General features: G+C 58.5%; 21 protein-coding genes. 19 read left to right on the top strand and 2 right to left on the bottom strand.

Going from position 1 to position 16,757, the window contains the following annotated elements; genetic code table 11:
• On the bottom strand, positions 1 to 313 hold a 313-nt coding region (locus ACFOTD_RS19005; protein WP_378121509.1), incomplete at its 3' end, for a transposase.
• A gap of 505 nt (positions 314 to 818) precedes the next feature.
• Here ACFOTD_RS19005 and ACFOTD_RS19000 point away from each other — a divergent pair.
• The 11 genes from ACFOTD_RS19000 to ACFOTD_RS18950 all read left to right on the top strand — a co-directional run bounded on the left by ACFOTD_RS19000 (position 819) and on the right by ACFOTD_RS18950 (position 8,983).
• Entirely contained in the window at positions 819 to 1,421 is a 603-nt protein-coding gene (locus ACFOTD_RS19000; protein WP_378121513.1) for an RNA polymerase sigma factor, read from the top strand.
• Positions 1,418 to 2,017: an anti-sigma factor family protein gene (locus tag ACFOTD_RS18995; protein ID WP_378121507.1), complete on the top strand. Its 600-nt coding sequence runs from the start codon at positions 1,418 to 1,420 to the stop codon at positions 2,015 to 2,017. The genes ACFOTD_RS19000 and ACFOTD_RS18995 overlap by 4 nt, the downstream gene beginning before the upstream one ends.
• The gene (locus tag ACFOTD_RS18990; RefSeq protein WP_378121505.1) at positions 2,014 to 2,604 is read left to right on the top strand and encodes a histidine phosphatase family protein; all 591 of its coding nucleotides are present in this window, start codon (positions 2,014 to 2,016) and stop codon (positions 2,602 to 2,604) included. The genes ACFOTD_RS18995 and ACFOTD_RS18990 overlap by 4 nt, the downstream gene beginning before the upstream one ends.
• 243 nt (positions 2,605 to 2,847) lie before the next feature.
• Positions 2,848 to 4,104, top strand: coding sequence for a hypothetical protein (locus ACFOTD_RS18985; RefSeq protein ID WP_378121503.1), 1,257 nt, complete (start codon positions 2,848 to 2,850; stop codon positions 4,102 to 4,104).
• Positions 4,105 to 4,248: 144 nt separating this feature from the next.
• Positions 4,249 to 4,428, top strand: coding sequence for an IDEAL domain-containing protein (locus ACFOTD_RS18980; protein ID WP_090112787.1), 180 nt, complete (start codon positions 4,249 to 4,251; stop codon positions 4,426 to 4,428).
• Positions 4,429 to 4,576: 148 nt separating this feature from the next.
• The gene (locus tag ACFOTD_RS18975; RefSeq protein ID WP_378121500.1) at positions 4,577 to 4,999 is read left to right on the top strand and encodes a DUF2487 family protein; all 423 of its coding nucleotides are present in this window, start codon (positions 4,577 to 4,579) and stop codon (positions 4,997 to 4,999) included.
• A gap of 243 nt (positions 5,000 to 5,242) precedes the next feature.
• The gene (locus ACFOTD_RS18970) at positions 5,243 to 5,776 is read left to right on the top strand and encodes a Rieske (2Fe-2S) protein (protein WP_378121498.1); all 534 of its coding nucleotides are present in this window, start codon (positions 5,243 to 5,245) and stop codon (positions 5,774 to 5,776) included.
• Positions 5,777 to 5,794: 18 nt separating this feature from the next.
• A complete protein-coding gene (gene qcrB / locus ACFOTD_RS18965) occupies positions 5,795 to 6,466 on the top strand; it encodes a menaquinol-cytochrome c reductase cytochrome b subunit (RefSeq protein ID WP_090112781.1) in 672 nt (223 codons plus the stop codon).
• A 19-nt stretch (positions 6,467 to 6,485) separates the two neighbouring features.
• Positions 6,486 to 7,358, top strand: a complete 873-nt coding sequence (locus tag ACFOTD_RS18960) for a menaquinol-cytochrome c reductase cytochrome b/c subunit (protein ID WP_378121496.1) — start codon at positions 6,486 to 6,488, stop codon at positions 7,356 to 7,358.
• A 73-nt stretch (positions 7,359 to 7,431) separates the two neighbouring features.
• Complete coding sequence (locus tag ACFOTD_RS18955) at positions 7,432 to 8,100, top strand: DUF1405 domain-containing protein (protein ID WP_378121494.1); 669 nt, start codon at positions 7,432 to 7,434, stop codon at positions 8,098 to 8,100.
• Between the two features lie 40 nt (positions 8,101 to 8,140).
• Positions 8,141 to 8,983, top strand: a complete 843-nt coding sequence (locus ACFOTD_RS18950; RefSeq protein WP_378121492.1) for a sporulation protein YpjB — start codon at positions 8,141 to 8,143, stop codon at positions 8,981 to 8,983.
• Positions 8,984 to 9,004: 21 nt separating this feature from the next.
• Here the strand turns inward: ACFOTD_RS18950 and ACFOTD_RS18945 are convergent, their stop codons facing one another.
• Positions 9,005 to 9,874 carry a YitT family protein gene (locus tag ACFOTD_RS18945; RefSeq protein WP_378121490.1) on the bottom strand — a complete coding sequence of 290 codons (870 nt, stop codon included), beginning with the start codon at positions 9,872 to 9,874 and terminating at the stop codon, positions 9,005 to 9,007.
• A gap of 88 nt (positions 9,875 to 9,962) precedes the next feature.
• On the opposite strand from ACFOTD_RS18945, the gene ACFOTD_RS18940 reads away from it, so the two are divergent.
• The 8 genes from ACFOTD_RS18940 (at position 9,963) to ACFOTD_RS18905 (ending at position 16,636) form a co-directional block, all read left to right on the top strand.
• A complete protein-coding gene (locus ACFOTD_RS18940; RefSeq protein WP_378121489.1) occupies positions 9,963 to 10,331 on the top strand; it encodes a nucleotide pyrophosphohydrolase in 369 nt (122 codons plus the stop codon).
• A gap of 43 nt (positions 10,332 to 10,374) precedes the next feature.
• Positions 10,375 to 10,926 carry a tetratricopeptide repeat protein gene (locus tag ACFOTD_RS18935; protein WP_378121487.1) on the top strand — a complete coding sequence of 184 codons (552 nt, stop codon included), beginning with the start codon at positions 10,375 to 10,377 and terminating at the stop codon, positions 10,924 to 10,926.
• A 6-nt stretch (positions 10,927 to 10,932) separates the two neighbouring features.
• Complete coding sequence (gene dapB, locus ACFOTD_RS18930; protein WP_378121485.1) at positions 10,933 to 11,736, top strand: 4-hydroxy-tetrahydrodipicolinate reductase; 804 nt, start codon at positions 10,933 to 10,935, stop codon at positions 11,734 to 11,736.
• A gap of 58 nt (positions 11,737 to 11,794) precedes the next feature.
• A complete protein-coding gene (locus ACFOTD_RS18925) occupies positions 11,795 to 12,217 on the top strand; it encodes a methylglyoxal synthase (protein ID WP_378121483.1) in 423 nt (140 codons plus the stop codon).
• Positions 12,214 to 12,918, top strand: coding sequence for a bacillithiol biosynthesis deacetylase BshB1 (gene bshB1 / locus ACFOTD_RS18920; protein ID WP_378121481.1), 705 nt, complete (start codon positions 12,214 to 12,216; stop codon positions 12,916 to 12,918). Before ACFOTD_RS18925 ends, bshB1 begins: the two co-directional genes overlap by 4 nt.
• Before the next feature lie 114 nt (positions 12,919 to 13,032).
• A complete protein-coding gene (gene bshA, locus ACFOTD_RS18915) occupies positions 13,033 to 14,199 on the top strand; it encodes an N-acetyl-alpha-D-glucosaminyl L-malate synthase BshA (protein WP_378121479.1) in 1,167 nt (388 codons plus the stop codon).
• A gap of 46 nt (positions 14,200 to 14,245) precedes the next feature.
• A complete protein-coding gene (locus tag ACFOTD_RS18910; RefSeq protein WP_378121477.1) occupies positions 14,246 to 15,565 on the top strand; it encodes a CCA tRNA nucleotidyltransferase in 1,320 nt (439 codons plus the stop codon).
• A gap of 63 nt (positions 15,566 to 15,628) precedes the next feature.
• Positions 15,629 to 16,636 (top strand): biotin--[acetyl-CoA-carboxylase] ligase, encoded by a 1,008-nt coding sequence (locus tag ACFOTD_RS18905; RefSeq protein ID WP_378121475.1) that lies wholly within the window; start codon positions 15,629 to 15,631, stop codon positions 16,634 to 16,636.
• Positions 16,637 to 16,757 lie beyond the last annotated feature (121 nt).

The following is a 16,757-nucleotide window of genomic DNA, read 5'->3' as shown; positions in this document are numbered from 1 at the left end:
AATTTCTCGGATAAACGGGGGTTGTTTTTTTTAACAGTTCACGGAGAATTTCAATTTCGAGTTCTTTTTCACCAAGCGCTTTAACCGCTCTGTCGTACCGCTGTTCGACTTCCTGCAACCGCTGGATTTCTTGCAAATGCTCGTCTGCCGCAGGAATGTCCTCCGGTGGAATAAAGTCGCGATGCTCACGTATCCACAAACGAATGGTTTCGGGGTGAATGTCGTACATGCGAGCAAGCACCCCCACCTTAACGCCAGCCAATGCTTCCTTAACAATTCTAAGCCGTGTTTCTTCCTTTAACCTTTTTCCCATCCCGCTCATCTCCCTTATCCCTAGTTTAAAACATTGTAGGGAGGGACTCCAATTTGATTAGGGGGCCTAGGAGAAACCACCTGCTTTCCTGTTCAAAAGAGCCCAAAACATCTACAAAAGCTGTATATTTGCAGGCATTGCGGCGAAAGAACGGAACGGGCGACAACAGACCAAAGACAGACCAACGACACAACCGCTCTGGTGACATTCTTGCGTCTTGCGTTTTCTCGCTAATGATGCGGTCTTTCAGGTCGACAGAACGATTAACGAACGGATTTTTGTACGATTTGCGCTATTTTGGCCGATACAAACGTAATATTGAGAAATTTTTAAGGCTAATTTAATTCTTTACATAGGCGTCCTATGATACAATGATGATATCTTATGTAAAAAACTGGGGAAGCCATGATTCTTTTGGCTGCAATCGCAACTTTATGTCCGAGTGCCGGTATAACTTTATGCAGGCCGAAGACGTCCCCCGGAAGGTGGAGGTCGCGTTAAAATGATGACCGATTCTCAACTGATTCGGGAAATCAAGGAAGGCAACGCGGAATTGTATTCCGAGTTGATGGCCAAGTATCAGAAGAAGATCTTGTCTTTTATTTATCATATGCTGCGCGGCGCCAAGCTAGAGATGATGGCCGAGGACCTATGCTCCGAGACTTTTTACAAGGCGTACCGGAGCCTGCATTCGTTTCGCGAGGTAGACGCGTCGTTTTCGACCTGGCTTTATACGATATCCCGCAATACCGTGCTGAGCGAGCTTCGCAAGCAAAAGGCCGCCCATCTGTCTCTGGACGATACGACCTACGTACCGCTAGCGCCTTACGAAGCGGCGCCGGAGCAGACCCTGCTGCGCAACGAAAAAGTCGCGCTCGTGCGCGAGGCGATCAACAACCTGCCGGAAAAGCAGCGTTCCGCACTGGTGTTAAGAGAGTATGAAGGGCTCGACTACCAGGAGATCGCAGGCATCCTCGGACAGACGGTAAGCGCGGTCAAGTCGCTGCTGTTTCGCGCGAGAGCCAGCGTGAAGATTCAGTTGGAAAAGTATTTTCACGAGCCGGAGCCGGCATTGATGAAGGTTTACGAGGAGTTGAAGTCAAGATGACCCTGACGTGCGGACACGTTCAGCAGCAGATGGAAGCGTACTGGGATCTCGAAGAGGGCGATCCGCAGCGCCGGGAGATCGACGCGCATGTTGCAGTCTGCCCGGCATGCGCAGCCGAGTTTCGGTGGTGGGAGGAGAGCGCGGCGCTCATTCGTGAGGTTGCGCTCGAAGAGTCCGAGACGGTGCCCGCGCAGGCCGCCCAAGCGGTGAATGCCAGCGTGATGAGCCGAATCTATGCGGAAGACGGTTGGCTTCTGCCGCCGTCGCGCAGGGCGTACTCGTTCACCGGTCCGTTCCGTCGCAGGGTCGTCACGATCGTCGCATGTCTGCTGGCGCTATGCTGCAGCGGCGTTTTGCTCACGCTATACGACCGTATGCATGCGGATACTGCCAAGTCTGCGGGCATTATGGAAGCGGCAGGCACGGGCGATATGCGCGGCGCGCTTCAGATCGACATGCCCGTGTCCCGCATGAGCGATCCGTTCGTACTCAATTCTTCGCCGGCAATGCCCGGTTATTGGATCATGCTGTCGGTGCTCGGTATATTGGCGGCTTTCCTCATCGTAAACTGGTATTCGAGGTTGAAAAAAGTATGAACAGAAGGATGAAATTAGGTTTGGTTCGGCATGGCGTCACCTCCTGGAATTTAGCCGGGAGGATCCAAGGCGCGACGGATATCCCGCTCAGCGCGGAGGGCGAACGGCAAGCGCTGCTGCTCGCGGACCGGCTTCGCAGAGAACCGGCGACTTGGGACGGCATCGTTTGCAGCGACCTGATGCGCGCCAGACGCACAGCCGAATTGATCGCAGAGCGATTAGGGCTTCCTCTCGTCAGCGACGTCTTGCTGCGCGAGCGCAGCTTCGGCGAGGCGGAGGGCACGACGGAGGAAGAGCGCGTAGCGAGGTGGGGCGCCGATTGGCGCGGGCAGGTTCCCGGTCAGGAGTCCGATGAGCAAGTGAAAGCGAGAGGCCTGGCATTCGTAGAGGCTTTTACCTCGAGACATCCGGGCGAGAGCTGGCTGGTCGTGACGCACGGCAGTTTTTTGGCACAGCTGCTTCAGGCGCTTGAGAGCGGTGTGGACGACAGCCGGATCGCGAACTTGTCGCTGACGATTGTAGAGCGCGAAGATGCGGGCTGGGTGCCGACGCTCCACAATTGCACGGCGCATCTTGAAATGGCGTGACCTGAGGACGCGAGTACAACGTTTCGTTCCGTCTTTCTCAGTCTTACCCTTGATAGATTTGGATAGAAGATCCCGCTGTAATTTTTATTATGCTGCCGCTTAAATCCATTTACATCTATCTCCTATAACCGACCGGCTCTATGCGGTCGGTTTTTTTGCGCGCCCTTCCCGCGATCTGATTACGTTTAAATGCGCGGCATCGCGACGATACTGCTCCTATCAGCGGTTTTAGGAGGGATCCCGATGAATCTGGCGGACATGCTCAGCTATGCGGACATCGCGCAGTTGTCCGGCATCGCGGAAGTCTATCAATGCGAATGCAGCAGCCATTCCAAAAACGAGCTGATCCAATCGATCTTGAACGCCGTGCAGAGACGCGAAGTACTGGCGCGGCGCGTCGAAGAAATGAGTCTCGGCGATCTCCGGTTTCTAAACTCCCTTCTTTTCGAAAAGCGGGAAGCTTACAGTCTGGAGGACTTGACCGCAAGAGCCGCGCTTGCGGCAGAATCGGTCCCTGCGCAGGCAGACGATCAGAAGCAAACGGCGCAGACCGGCGTGTCCAAAACGGGCGGCGCGACCAATAGCGTCAGCGCAAAAAAAACGCCGGCAGGCGGGCGGAAAAAAGCCAAGCGGCCGGAGGAACCCCAAAGCCCGGCAGACGAACGCAGAAGCGCGATCGCGAGGTTCAAGCGCTACGGCTGGCTGTTCGGAGGCATCACGCAGCAGACTCGTTATTTGTTTCATGTGCCTGAGGATGTGAAAAAAAAGCTTTGCGGCGCCATTGAAGATCATTTTCGCACAAGCGTCGAGCTTCGCGAAGAACCGCAGGCGTATCGCGACGAGCGGGGCATGATGGCTGGAGATCTCGTTCGGATGCTCAAGTTCGTCAGAGACCACGATACGCCGCTCACGGCCGAAGGCTATCTTTATAAGAGGCAGCTGCAGCAGATGCTGGACACGTTTTCGGTCCTGGAACAGGCGCCTGGCAAGACCGCTTTCCGCTTCGGATACGGTCGTCGGTTCAAGGAGTATCCAGAACGGTTTTCGCTGCTCTATGACTATGCCTACTATTCTGGCTTGCTCCTTGAAGAAGAAGGCGAATTGCGGCTATCGGAGCGGGGAAGCGAGATGGCTGACGGAAAAGCAGCTTGCGACCCTGCGGATTTGTATCGGTTTTGGCTTCGGCTCTACAAGCTGCCCGTGCCGAATCTGCAGGCGCTGGCGCAGTGGGTCATGCGGCTGTCGCGACATTCGTGGGTAACCGTCTCTTCGCTGGGCGCTGCGCTGCTTCCGCTCGTGAAGTCATACTATTATGACACGGAGAAAAGCGTGTTCGAACAACGCACGCTTTCGATGATGCTCCATCTGGGTTTGCTGAGGCTCGGCGAGACGGCGGACGGAGAGGCGGTCGTGACGATGACGCCGCAAGGCGTCGTGCTCGTCGCAGGAAGCGAGATCGGGTTCGAGGATACGCTTCCCTGGTCCTATGGGGCCGTTTGACAGCCGGCTTGGCGTCCGGCAGCATTCTTTTCCAAAATGCGGATCAGCCATGGCGAAACGAACGATGATGCAACGGAGGTCGCTAATTAAGCGGGAGGCATGCGTTAACGCCGGATGCCTCGCGAAAGATCAGGAGGGCAACCTATGGACATTAGAATCGCATACGAGACGATGCTCGGCCTCGCGGCCGAGATGACGCTTGACGAGGCGCTGCGCAAATACCGCAAGGAGCAGTTGTACGGCGAGATCGACCATGCGCTCGAAGAAGGGGATTCGGAATCGTTCCTGCGGTTGACCGAAGAGCTCAAGGCCATTCTACATTAGGACAGCCGCCCGTTTGTCAGGCAGGCTCGCCCGCGCGACGGGACGAGCCTGTTTTTGCTGAACGGAGGTACGGACAAAAAATGGCTTGCATGCGCGCCTGAATGGGGTAGGATAGAGGAAGCGTGCGGAATGGAAGGATGTTGAAGCGATGCGATTCAGCGAGTTTGACGAAAACAATTGGAGCGACCTGCAGCCGTATCTGGACACCGCGCTGGTTCCCGTGACGGGACTGCGGGGCGTCGAGTCGCCTCCGGAAGCGGCCGGGCTCGTCGGGGCGGCCGGAGACTGGCTAGCGCCGATCGAGTCTGCTTTCAAGGGCAGGACGGTCACCTATCCGGCCCATCACTACGCGGGTCCCGGCGACGAAGACTCGCTTGACGCATTGTGCGCCCGGCTCAAGTCCGCCGGCTTCAAGTTTGTCGTCGTCGTGTCGGGCAAGCCCGGCTGGGACAAAACGCGCGTTCCGTCGGCGGATCTCTTCGCCAGCCCGACGGACGAGGAGAGCGAGCCCGAGCCGGAAGCGCTGCGGCGGAGCGTGTCTGACATGTGGAAGCGGCCGGTACAAGCTTGAACCGAGCGAGAACGGCGAACTGAATAGGATCGATGGAACGGGGCATAACAAAAGCATGTTCGTCCTCGGTTAAATGTGACAAAATGACAACATTTTAGTTCGTGCAATTCCGAGATGTGTCCAAATCCGGAACGGGCATTCTTGACGCTCTTTGACACGTGGGATATTATAGGTATGTCCTTGTGAACAAAAGGTGAAAGTCCGTATCGGACGCGATTTTGGTGGGCAAAGGGGGTAGAAAAAATGGACCACAACAAGCAGCACGAAACCTCGCATAAGCCGATCAAGCGCAATGAAATGACAAGACGTCAATTTCTGTCATATACGCTCGGCGGAGCCACTGCATTCATGGCGGGCGGCGCGATCATCCCGATGTTGCGCTTCGCCGTAGACCCGCTTTTGCAGAAGAAGGCTGAGACCGCTTTCGTTAAGGCGATCGAGGAGAAAGACGTGACCAAGGAGCCGAAGAGCATCGACTTCAAGGTTCACCAGGTCGACGGGTGGTACGAGAGCGACCCGAAGCTCCAAGCTTTCGTAGCGAAGGGCGAGGACGGCAAGATTTTCGCGCTGTCCCCGGTGTGCAAGCACTTGGGCTGCACGATCAGCTGGAGCGGCGAAGAAGCGCCGGATCTGTATCACTGCCCTTGCCACGGTGCAAGATATACAAAAGACGGCAAAAATCTCAAGGTGGCGCCGAAGCCGCTTGACGAATACCAAGTCAAGGTCGAGAACGGCTGGGTATATCTCGGACCGCTTGAATCGAACACACGGGTATAGAAGGAGGGCGTCTCGTCCATGTTTAAAGGCATGTATAACTGGATTGACGAACGTCTCGATGTTACGCCGATGTGGAGAGATATCGCGGACCACGAGGTGCCTGAGCACGTTAACCCGGCTCACCATTTCTCCGCGTTCGTATATTGCTTCGGCGGACTGACGTTCTTTATTACCGTCATCCAGATCCTTTCGGGGATGTTTCTTACGATGTACTATGTGCCGGATATCATCAACGCGTATTACAGCGTAGACTATCTGCAGCACCAGGTCGCCTTCGGCGTAATCGTCCGGGGCATGCACCACTGGGGCGCGAGCCTCGTTATCGTCATGATGTTCCTACATACGCTTCGGGTCTTCTTTACCGGCTCCTACAAGGCGCCGCGCGAGATGAACTGGGTCGTGGGGATGTTGATTTTCTTCGTCATGCTGGGACTGGGCTTCACCGGTTACCTGCTTCCGTGGGACAACAAAGCGTACTTTGCAACCAAGGTAGGCATGGAGATTGCGGGTTCGGTCCCGTGGATCGGCGGATATATCAAGGAGTTGCTGGCCGGCGGCACGATCGTCGGCGCGCAGACGCTGACTCGATTCTTCGCGATTCACGTGTTCTTCCTGCCCGGCGTGCTGCTGACGCTGCTTGCCGCACACTTCTTCATGATTCGCAAACAGGGCATTTCCGGGCCGCTGTAAGAGAGAGGAGTGGCAAGCATTGGCACATGGTAAAGGCAATTCTAACGAGAAGATCGTATTCGTAGGCGACTCGCGCATTCGCAAGCCGCACCCGGACAAGCCGGCACCGCCGGATTACACGGCGTTTCCCGGCAAGTCCGAAGCGTTTATCCCGAACTTCCTGCTGAAGGAATGGATGGCGGGCGTCGTCGTGCTCGTAGGTTTCCTGACGCTGACGATCGCGGAGCCCGCTCCGCTCGGCTATCCGGCGAACCCGCTCAACGGCGCGTTTATTCCGATGCCGGACTGGTATTTCCTTTTCATTTATCAGCTGCTGAAGTATCCGTACACGTCCGAGAACTACATCGTGCTCGGCACGATCGGACTTCCGGCGATTTTGTTCGGCGCGCTGTTCCTCGCTCCGTTCCTCGATACGGGCAAGGAGCGCAGATTCTATCGCCGTCCGATCGCAAGCTCGCTCATGTTCGTAACGTTGATCGCAAGCGTCTACCTGACTTGGGTATCGTGGCATCACTACACCAAGGAGCTTGAAGCGAACGGCACCATCCCCGAGCATATCGAGCGGGAGATGAAGTCCGAAGAGCAGATCGCCGAGGGTAAAGGCCGTTACATTTATGGCAAGGAAAAAGTGCCGGCGTTGGTCGCGCCGGAGGACGAAGCGTTCTCCGTCACGATGAAGGCGCAGTGCATCGCTTGCCACGGCACCGATCTTCAAGGTCAAGTCGGTCCGATGCTGGCGGGAATCGGCGATACGCTGAACCACGATCAGATCAAAGAGATCATCACCAACGGCAAGGGCGACGGCATGCCGTCCTTCAAGGGCACATTGTCCGACGAAGAGATCGACAAGGTCGCGACCTGGCTGGCGAAGCAAAAGGCCGCAACCGAATAAGACGTACGATCAAAGGGCCTGACCGGCATGGTCAGGCCCTTTTCCAGATTTTTGAGATGGCCGAGGTGCTTGGATGGATCCGAATGTTTTGCTGTCGCGCCGATTTTTGACGCAGAATTGGGTAATGACGCTGCTTATGGTCTTTTACGTGTTCGGGACGATCTATGGCTATTACTGGTACAAAAACCAGCTGGTGGACACGATGCATACGCATCCCGCTTGGCAGCTCCCCTTCGTGCCGGACAGTCCGACGGCTTCGCTGTTTTTTACGATCGCGGCGTTATGGCTGTGGCTGTCGCCTTTTGGCAATGGGGATAACAAAGTCGTAACAGGCGCGAGATGCGTTTTCGAGGCGCTTGCGGTCGTTACTTCAATTAAATACGGCATTTGGGCGACAATAATTATTTTTGCTAGCGCGGCTTATGGCAGCCCGATCGTCTGGCAGGACTGGATGCTTATTGTCTCGCACATGTCCATGGCGGTATGCGCTGTCCTGTACGGCCGATTTTTTCTGTACGGAGCGATCGCGCTCGGCATCGCAGCCGTCTGGACGCTGCTCAACGATATCGTCGATTACAGCTTCGGCGTTTACCCGAGCCTGCCGCAATCTCTCGACGACCGGTTGCTTGGCGTTGCGATATTTACCTTTGCCTTGACCGTTTTCAGCGTCGGCGTTGCCGCGATCGTATCGTTCGCCAATCAGCGCGCCAGACGTACCTCCTCGCTTACAGGCAAGGTCTAAAGTTGGACATCCCCTCATAGCTTTTAGTGGAGGGATGTCCATGTCGATGAGCGGTGTACGCATTCGCAGGTCGCGCCGCGTGTTCGCGGCTGCCGTATTGATTGTTTGGCTAGAAGCCTTGTTTGGCGGACAGGCCGCTGCAGCGGCAAGCGACACGGCCTATCAGGATCCGGTCGACCGTTTCCGGATGGCGTCGGAGAGCCTATACAGATCCGTGAGCGACGGCGACCCGCTCGTCGTGCTGCGTAAAGTTTCGCTGGCCGAAGAAGCTTTGCACGCGGTCCCGTCCGAGAGCCTGCCCGCGCCGGGAGCCGCCGCAGCGCTTGCTGCCGCCATGGAACGGATGCGGCGAGCGGTATCCGCGCTGTCCCCGGATGCGGAAGAGGTGTATGGCGCATCGGCATCGCTGCGTCTCGCCGCGGACGCGGTGTCTTCGAACGGCCAAGGGCTGTGGCTGGAGTATCGCAGATTGATGCGCGAAGATACGGATGCGCTCCAAGCGGCAATCGCAAGCGCCGGAGGCAAGACAAGCCCCGAAGCGAAGGAACGGCTGGCCGCGCTGAACGGCCATTACGGGCTTATAAGGACGGCGGTCGTCGTCACGGGAAGAAGGGCGCAAGCGGAACGCGCGGATGCCGTTATGCGTTATGCGGGACGTATACTGTCCGCCGCTGCTCCGGACCCGTCGCTTGCAGCCAAGCTCGCGCCGCAGATCGGTGCGGCGATCGAAGGGCTGTACCCGCCTGCAGCGGAGGCTCCCGCTTCGGGGCCGCTCGCCGCCGCGGCGCCTGCCGGATTTTTTTCGGCGATCGGCGCGTTTATCCTCACGGTGCTAACCTACTCGGGCTGGCGCAAGTATCGCGGAGAACAGCGAAAAAAATAAGCCGGCCATGCGGCCGGCTGTTTATTCTTCTCTGAAGCCTTCGCCAAGCACGTCGTGCACGTCCGCGATAACGATAAAAGCCTGTCTGTCGTGCTGACGGACGAGGCTTTTTAATTTGCGCACCTCAAACCGGCTGACTACGCAGTAAACGGCCATCCTGGCTTCGCCCGAATAAGCGCCGACCGCGTTCATAAGTGTGACGCCGCGCTCGAGCTCGCTCGTAATTTGCTTAGCCAGCTTCTCCGGCTCCCGGCACAAAATCGTGAAGGCTTTGGCGGCATAGGCGCCTTCTTGCACAAAATCGATGACGCGCGAGGATATAAAAACGCTGACGAGCGTGTAGAGCACTTTTTCCCTCGGAATAAAAATGAGCGAGGTGCCGAGAATGACAACGTCCATGAGCAAAATGAATTGGCCCATGCTGACCCCGCCGCGTCGGTTGGCGATTCGCGCGATAATATCCACCCCGCCCGTCGTGCCGCCGGCGTAAAAGACGAGCCCGAGCCCTGCGCCCAGCGTCACCCCGGCATATAACACGACAAGAATGAAGTCCTGCTGCGTCGTGAAAGGCGTGAGCCATCCATGGTCGACCATCGCCTGCCATAGCCATAAAAATATCGACAACGACACCGTGCCGCCGAACGTATAGACCATCGCCCGAAAGCCGAGTTTGCGCCAGCCGAGCCAGAATAGAGGCAGATTGAGAACAAGCGTCGTGATCGAAGCAGGCAACCCCGCCGCATAAAGCAAAAGGATGCCTACGCCCGTCACGCCGCCTTCCATCAGCCGGTTCGGCACGATAAAATAAACGATTCCGAATCCGTAAAGCGCGGTGCCGAGCAGCAAAATGCTCCACGTCCGGATCGAAGCCCACAGCTTTTGCCGAGTCATGCGCAAAACCTCCATGCTGAAATTCATTTGATTTTTGCAGACGTCTTAAGCTAACATAAGAAGAAACCGATGGAAAGGACCGTCACACGTGGCTGAATCCAAAATCGCGGACCTTGTTCTCGCCGAGCGGCACTTGTCAGATATACAGCGAGACGTCGACGCCTATATTTCGCAGTTCAAGGAAGGCTACTTCTCTCCGCTCGCGATGCTGGCCAGATTAACCGAAGAAGCAGGAGAGCTGGCGCGGGAGGTCAATCACAAATACGGCGAAAAGCCGAAGAAGGCGGACGAAGCCGACAATTCCATCGAAATGGAGCTCGGCGACGTTCTGTTCATCGTCCTGTGCTTCGCCAACCGGGAAGGGATCGATCTTACCCGGGCCATCGAGCGCGTCCTGCACAAATTCGGTACGCGGGACGCGGACAGATGGACGAAGAAGCACACGGATACCCCGTAGATACATATGCTGTATCATCCCCAATTCGAGGAGGATGGTACATGTGAAGGACGGGGAAAATTGCTTGCGCCGCGCCTACGAAGCCATCCTGGCCTCGGACTTCGAAGCCGCGGTCGATTGGTTCCGCCAGGCGGTCGAGGCGGAGCCCGACAATGCTTCCTACTATTATAAAGGTTCCATCAGTCTCGCACGGAGCGGCAAGCTCGACTTGGCGCTCGACTATGCGCGCAGTGCCGTACGACTTGCTCCGAAGGAGGCCGACTATCGCTTGCATCTTCGGCTGGTCGAGGGGCGACAGCTCGCCCGGCAGGCCAAGGCGCTGTTGGCTAAGCCGCAGCCCGAGCCGGATACGGCGATCGAGCTGCTGCAGGAGGCGGTCGAGCTCGATCCGCTCGATGCGGGCGCGTATTTGCTGCTCGGCATCGCATGCCGGCTCGCAGGCGAATACGACCGGGCGATCGAAGCGCTGAGCGCCGCCAAGGAGATGAACCCGATGCTGCTCGAAGCGGGCAGGCTGCTCCGGGAGACGAAGATGGAGCGCGCGAGGCGCTGGCGGCTCATTTATACCCATTATACTAGAAGAAGGAACAGGTGATCGCGGATGTCGCAGCAAATCAAAGTCGCCGTAGCCGGCGCAGCGGGAAGAATGGGGCGCGAAGTGGTTAAAATGGTGCTGGAGGATCCGTCGCTCTCGCTCGTGGCCGCAATCGGCCGATCCGCATCCGGCGAGGATGCGGGTCGGCTCGTCGGGTTGCCCGAAGCTGGCGTCGCCATGACCGACGATCTGGAGCGGGCGCTGCGGGACAGCCGACCGGACGTGCTCGTCGACTTCACGAACCCCAAGTCCGCCATGCCCAATACGATGACCGCTGTCAAGCTTGGCGTCAGGCCCGTAGTCGGTACGACCGGGTTTACGCAGGAGCAGATGGACGAGATCGACCGCGAGTGCCGCGAACGCGGCATCGGCTGCCTGATCGCGCCGAACTTCTCGATCGGTGCCCTGTTAATGATGAAGTTCGCCGCCGAAGCGGCCAAGTATATGCCGCATGTCGAGATCATCGAATACCACGGCGACCAGAAACTGGACGCGCCGTCCGGCACGTCGATCAAGACTGCCGAACGGATCGCCGAGACGCGGCGCGAGCTGCGCCAAGGCAACCCGAACGAGGAAGAAGTGATCGAGGGGGCGCGCGGCGGTTATTTTGGCGGCTTCCGGATACATAGCGTGCGGCTTCCGGGCGTTTTCGCCCAGCAGGAAGTCATCTTCGGCGGGCACGGACAGACGCTCAAGATTCGGCACGACAGCTACGACCGTGCAGGCTATATGCCCGGCGTGGCAACGGCCGTCAAGAAGATCGTAGGCGTAACCGGACTGGTTTACGGCTTCGAACATTTGCTCGACTGATCCAACCCGTATTGCAAACCTATTATCCCGCTCCCGGGAGAGGAGACGCGGTTCAACGATGCTGAATATCGCACTGATTGCCCACGATCGCAAAAAAGACGAGATGGTGAACTTCGCGATCGCTTACGAAAATGTGTTTAAGCCTCACAAGCTTTACGCGACCGGCACGACCGGCGCGCGGATCATGGAAAATACGGCGCTGCAGGTACACCGGTTCGCGTCGGGCCCGCTCGGTGGCGACCAGCAGATCGGCGCGATGGTCGCGACCAACGAGATGGACTTTATTATATTTCTTAGGGATCCGCTTATGGCCCAACCGCACGAGCCGGATATCATCGCGCTGCTTCGTCTTTCCGACGTGCAGGGCATCCCGGTCGCGACCAATGTGGCAACGGCGGAGCTGCTGGTAAAATGTCTCGAACGCGGCGACTTCGCATGGCGCGAGCTCGTGCATAAGTACAAGCCCGGGATTGACGAATGAGCGACGCTTTGCAGCTTGACCTGCTTGTATTCGCGGCGCATCCGGACGACGCCGAGATCGGCATGGGCGGCACGATCGCCAAGGCTTCGCGAGAAGGACGCCGCGTCGGCTTGTACGATTTGACCCTAGCCGAGATGTCTTCCAACGGGGATCCTGCGACGCGCCAGCGCGAGGCGGCCATGGCGAGCGAGCTGTTGGGACTCGCGGTGCGCGGCAATCTGGGTCTGCCCGACCGGGGATTGAAGGCAGGCTCCGAGCAGGTGGACAAGCTGGTCGAGGTCATTCGCCGGCATCGTCCGCGTATCGTATTTGCGCCTTACTTCGAAGACCGGCATCCGGATCATACGGCATGCAGCCGGCTTGCCGAGGAAGCGGTTTTTAATGCGAAGCTGCGCCGCTACCGGCCCGAATGGGAAGCTTGGACGCCGGACGCTTTTTGTTACTATTTCATTAACGATATGCATGCACCGCAGCTGGTCGTCGATATAACGGCGTACCAGTCTGTCAAAATGGATGCGCTGTCGGCTTACCGGTCCCAGTTCGCTCCGATGGAGGAGACGCCCGACTGGGTGCCGACGCCGCTCACGGCAGGCTATCTGGACAACGTCGCCGCGCGCGATCGGCTGTTCGGGGCGCCTCATCGGGTCGCCTACGCCGAAGGCTTCATTTCTAAAGGCTCGCTGAAGCTGGACGGATTCTAATACTAGCTTTCCTGAAATTTACATCGCATCGCCGGCGGTATCCTTGCATGGTCTCCTGCCTGGATTCCCTGCATGTCAAACCGCCGCTCACGCTCGGGAAGAAGGGATTCGCAAATGTTCAGACCGCTTAAGATCGGCATTACTTGCTATCCTTCGCTGGGCGGCTCGGGCGTCGTGGCTACCGAGCTCGGCAAGCTGCTCGCCGAGAAGGGACACGAGATTCATTTCATCACGCAGAGCATGCCTTTTCGACTCGGCAAGTTCCAGCGCAATATTTATTATCACGAGGTAGAGGTGTCGGATTATTACGTGTTCCGATATCCGCCTTACGATCTGTCGCTCGCGAGCAAGATGCATCAGGTCGCTAAGCTGCAGGAGCTCGATCTGCTGCATGTCCACTATGCGGTGCCGCATGCAATTTGCGCGCTGCTGGCCAAGCAAATGTCCGGCGGCAAGCTCAAGATCGTCACGACGCTGCACGGTACGGACATTACGGTGCTGGCACAGGACGAAACGCTCAAGGACATCATCCGGCTCGGCATCGGAGCGAGCGACGCGGTAACCGCCGTCAGCCAGGATTTGATCCGCGAGACGCAGGAACTGCTCGATATCCGGACGCCGATCGAGTTGACCTACAACTTTGTGGACAAACGCGTGTATTACCCGCGCGAAGTGTCGGACATGCGCAAAGACTTCGCGGAGCCGCACGAAAAAGTGTTGATGCACATCTCCAACTTTCGGCCCGTCAAGCGGACGTCCGACGTCGTGGACATCTTCGCGAAGGTTCATGCGGAACTGCCCGCCAAGCTGCTGCTCGTAGGCGAAGGACCGGACCTGCCGAAGATCCAGTCCAAGATCCGGTCGATGGGGCTTGAGCATCGCGTACATTATCTCGGCAAGCAGGACGATGTCGCCGAGGTGCTGTCGCTGGCCGATCTGGTGCTGCTTCCTTCTGAAAAGGAAAGCTTCGGTCTCGTCGCGCTTGAGGCGATGGCTTGCGGCGTGCCGACGATCGGCTCGACCGCCGGCGGTATTCCGGAGCTGGTCGTCAGCGGAGAGACGGGATATCTCGCTCCGATCGGCCATACTTCCGAGATGGCGGCGCATGCCGTGCGGCTGCTTTCGGACGAAGCGCTATACGCGCAGTTCAGAGAAGCCTGCCTGATGCGCTCGCGCACGCAATTTTGCAACGACCTGATTACGGCGCAATACGAACAGATTTATTATAAAGTCCTGGGCATTCCGGCCCCGAACATCGAACCGGCCTGCGAACCCCGCTGACCGGGGGAGCGATTATCCGGATCCCGGACGAAGAGGGGCGATCGTCATGATGAGCTACGAAGGCGCGCAATGGGAAGCGGGACTCGAGGTGCTTCGCGTCTTGAGCCGGCAGGGCGGCGAGGCGTATTTCGTCGGCGGCTGCGTGCGAGACGCCCTGCTCGGGATCGAAGCCAGCGATATCGATATCGCCACATCGGCCGACCCCGGCGAAGTGCTGCGATTGTTTCCGGACGCGCTGCCGACGGGCCTGAAGCACGGGACCGTGACGGTTCGCCGTTCGGGCTTTTTTTTTGAGGTTACTACGTTTCGGCAGGAAGCCGGCTACAGCGACGGAAGACGCCCTGACGACGTCTTTTTTGTGCGAGATGTCCGTGAAGACCTGGCGCGTCGCGATTTTACGATAAACGCGATGGCCGCCGGTCCTGACGGCGCGGTCGTCGACCCGTTCGGCGGCATGGACGATCTACGCGCTCGAAGGCTGCGCGCGGTCGGCGAGCCGGCTCGGCGGTTCGACGAGGACGCGCTGCGAATCGTCCGCTGCGTGCGGTTTGCGGCCAGGTACGGCCTCTCCATCGACGAACCGACCTGGAGGGGCGTGCTGGCTTGCCGGGACAAGCTTCCGCTCGTCGCGATGGAGCGCATCGGCGCGGAGCTCGACAAGATGATGACCGGCAGCGATCCGGGCCGCGCGTTCGCGCTGCTTTTGGCGGCTTCGCTGCCCGAGCGGTTCAAGCTGCCGCTGCCGGAGGCGTGGCTGGCTCGCCTTCGACAGATCGAAGGAACGGCCGTTAGGGAGGCCGGGTCCATCCAAGCGTCGGACCGCGCCTGCGAGTCCGGTCTCGCTCGTTATTTGCCGAGGGGCGAGGACGCCGATTTGCGATGGACGGCGTTATTTCTCGCTGGCGAAGCGTCCCCCGAAGCGGCTGAAGAAGCGATGAAGCGGCTTCACTTCGCAGGGAAAAGAAGCAAGCGAATTGTCGACCTCCTTCGTCTGCATCTAGATTTATCTGAATCGTCAGCGTCTGAGTCTTGGCGTCGAAATTGGACGCTTGGGGTGCTGGATCGGGGGACCGAAGCGGCTGCGGACTGGCATGCGCTGTTCGAGACCGAGGCCGTTCGTTTGGCACTCGGCGTGCCCGGCCAGCTGCACGCTGCCGTTCCCGAATGGACGGCGGCGCTGCCTGCGGTACGGACCGTCGACCTTGCGCTCCGGGGAGACGAGCTGGCGGCCGCGGCAGGCAAAGCGCCGGGGCCATGGATCTCGATCGCGCTGAGAGAGCTGCTTGAGCAGGTTGCCTTGGGCGAGCTGGACAATGACGCGGATTCGCTGCGGACTGCATTTTTGAGAAAGCATCAAACGAATTAAAAGTGAACGGTTCGGCACGGTGCAGTCCGGATCGATGTCGCCCGAACAGAAAGGAGAGCATCCATGGAACAATCGCAGCTGTTGACGCTGCTTGAAGGCAAGGAGGGCGAATTCGTATCCGGCGAGGAGATCAGCCGCTTGCTGGGCGTCAGCCGGACCGCCGTCTGGAAGCAAATCCGCAGGCTGGAGGCCGAAGGATTCGCGATCGAAGCCGTGCCTCGCAAAGGCTATCGACTGACGGGGAGGCCTTCCCGTCTAAATGTCGCAGAGCTTCAGAGCAAACTCGGAACGCTTTTCTTCGGCAGGCGCCTCCATATCCGCGAGGTCGTCTCTTCGACGCAGGACGTGCTGCGCGAGCTCGCCGAAGAGGGGGCGCCCGAGGGTACGCTCGTCATCGCCGAGCGGCAGGAGAACGGCCGGGGGCGCATGGGCCGCTCCTGGGTGTCGCCGCCCGGACGCGGCGTGTATATGAGTCTGCTGCTGCGGCCGGACGTGCCGCTGCAGCTGGCGCCTCAACTGACACTGCTTGCGGCCGTCGCGCTGTGCCGCAGCATTGGCCGCGAGACCGGCCTGACGATCGGGATCAAATGGCCGAACGACCTGCTCGTGGAAGGTCGCAAGATCAGCGGTATTTTGCTGGAGTCCGCAACCGAGGACGAGCGCCTGCGTTATGTCGCGGTCGGGCTCGGAATCGCGGTGAATTTGGACGCTGAAGACTACCCGGAGGAGCTGCTGTCGCGCGCGGTCTCTCTAAAATTGGCGGCCGGGCGCGCCTTCGACCGTACTGCCCTGATCGCCGCCGTACTGCTCGAATTTGAACAGCTGTACGCCGTTTATAAGCAGCAAGGCTTCGAGCCGATCCGCATTTTATGGGAGACCTATTCGGTGACGTTGAACCGCACGGTCTCCTTGAACGCCGGGCAAGGATTTTTCGAAGGCGTACCGAGAGGACTGGACGAGAGCGGAGGGCTTCGCGTCGAGCTGCCGGACGGCGGCGTCCGGACGATCTATTCGGCGGAGATCGGCGATGCGGCGCCGCTGCCGGGTACCAAGGACCACGATAGCCGCTAACGGCGCTTCATCGGGTAATCGGGCCGTTTACGATCCGCGGCCCGTCTGTTATAATATAGCTCTCGGGCGGTATCATGACGAACCGCACTGAGAGACATGCTAACCAATGACGAGCTATGCC

The organism is Cohnella sp. GCM10012308 (genome assembly GCF_042649185.1).
Lineage (GTDB): Bacteria > Bacillota > Bacilli > Paenibacillales > Paenibacillaceae > Cohnella.
This window is presented reverse-complemented; position numbering and strand designations above follow the sequence as displayed.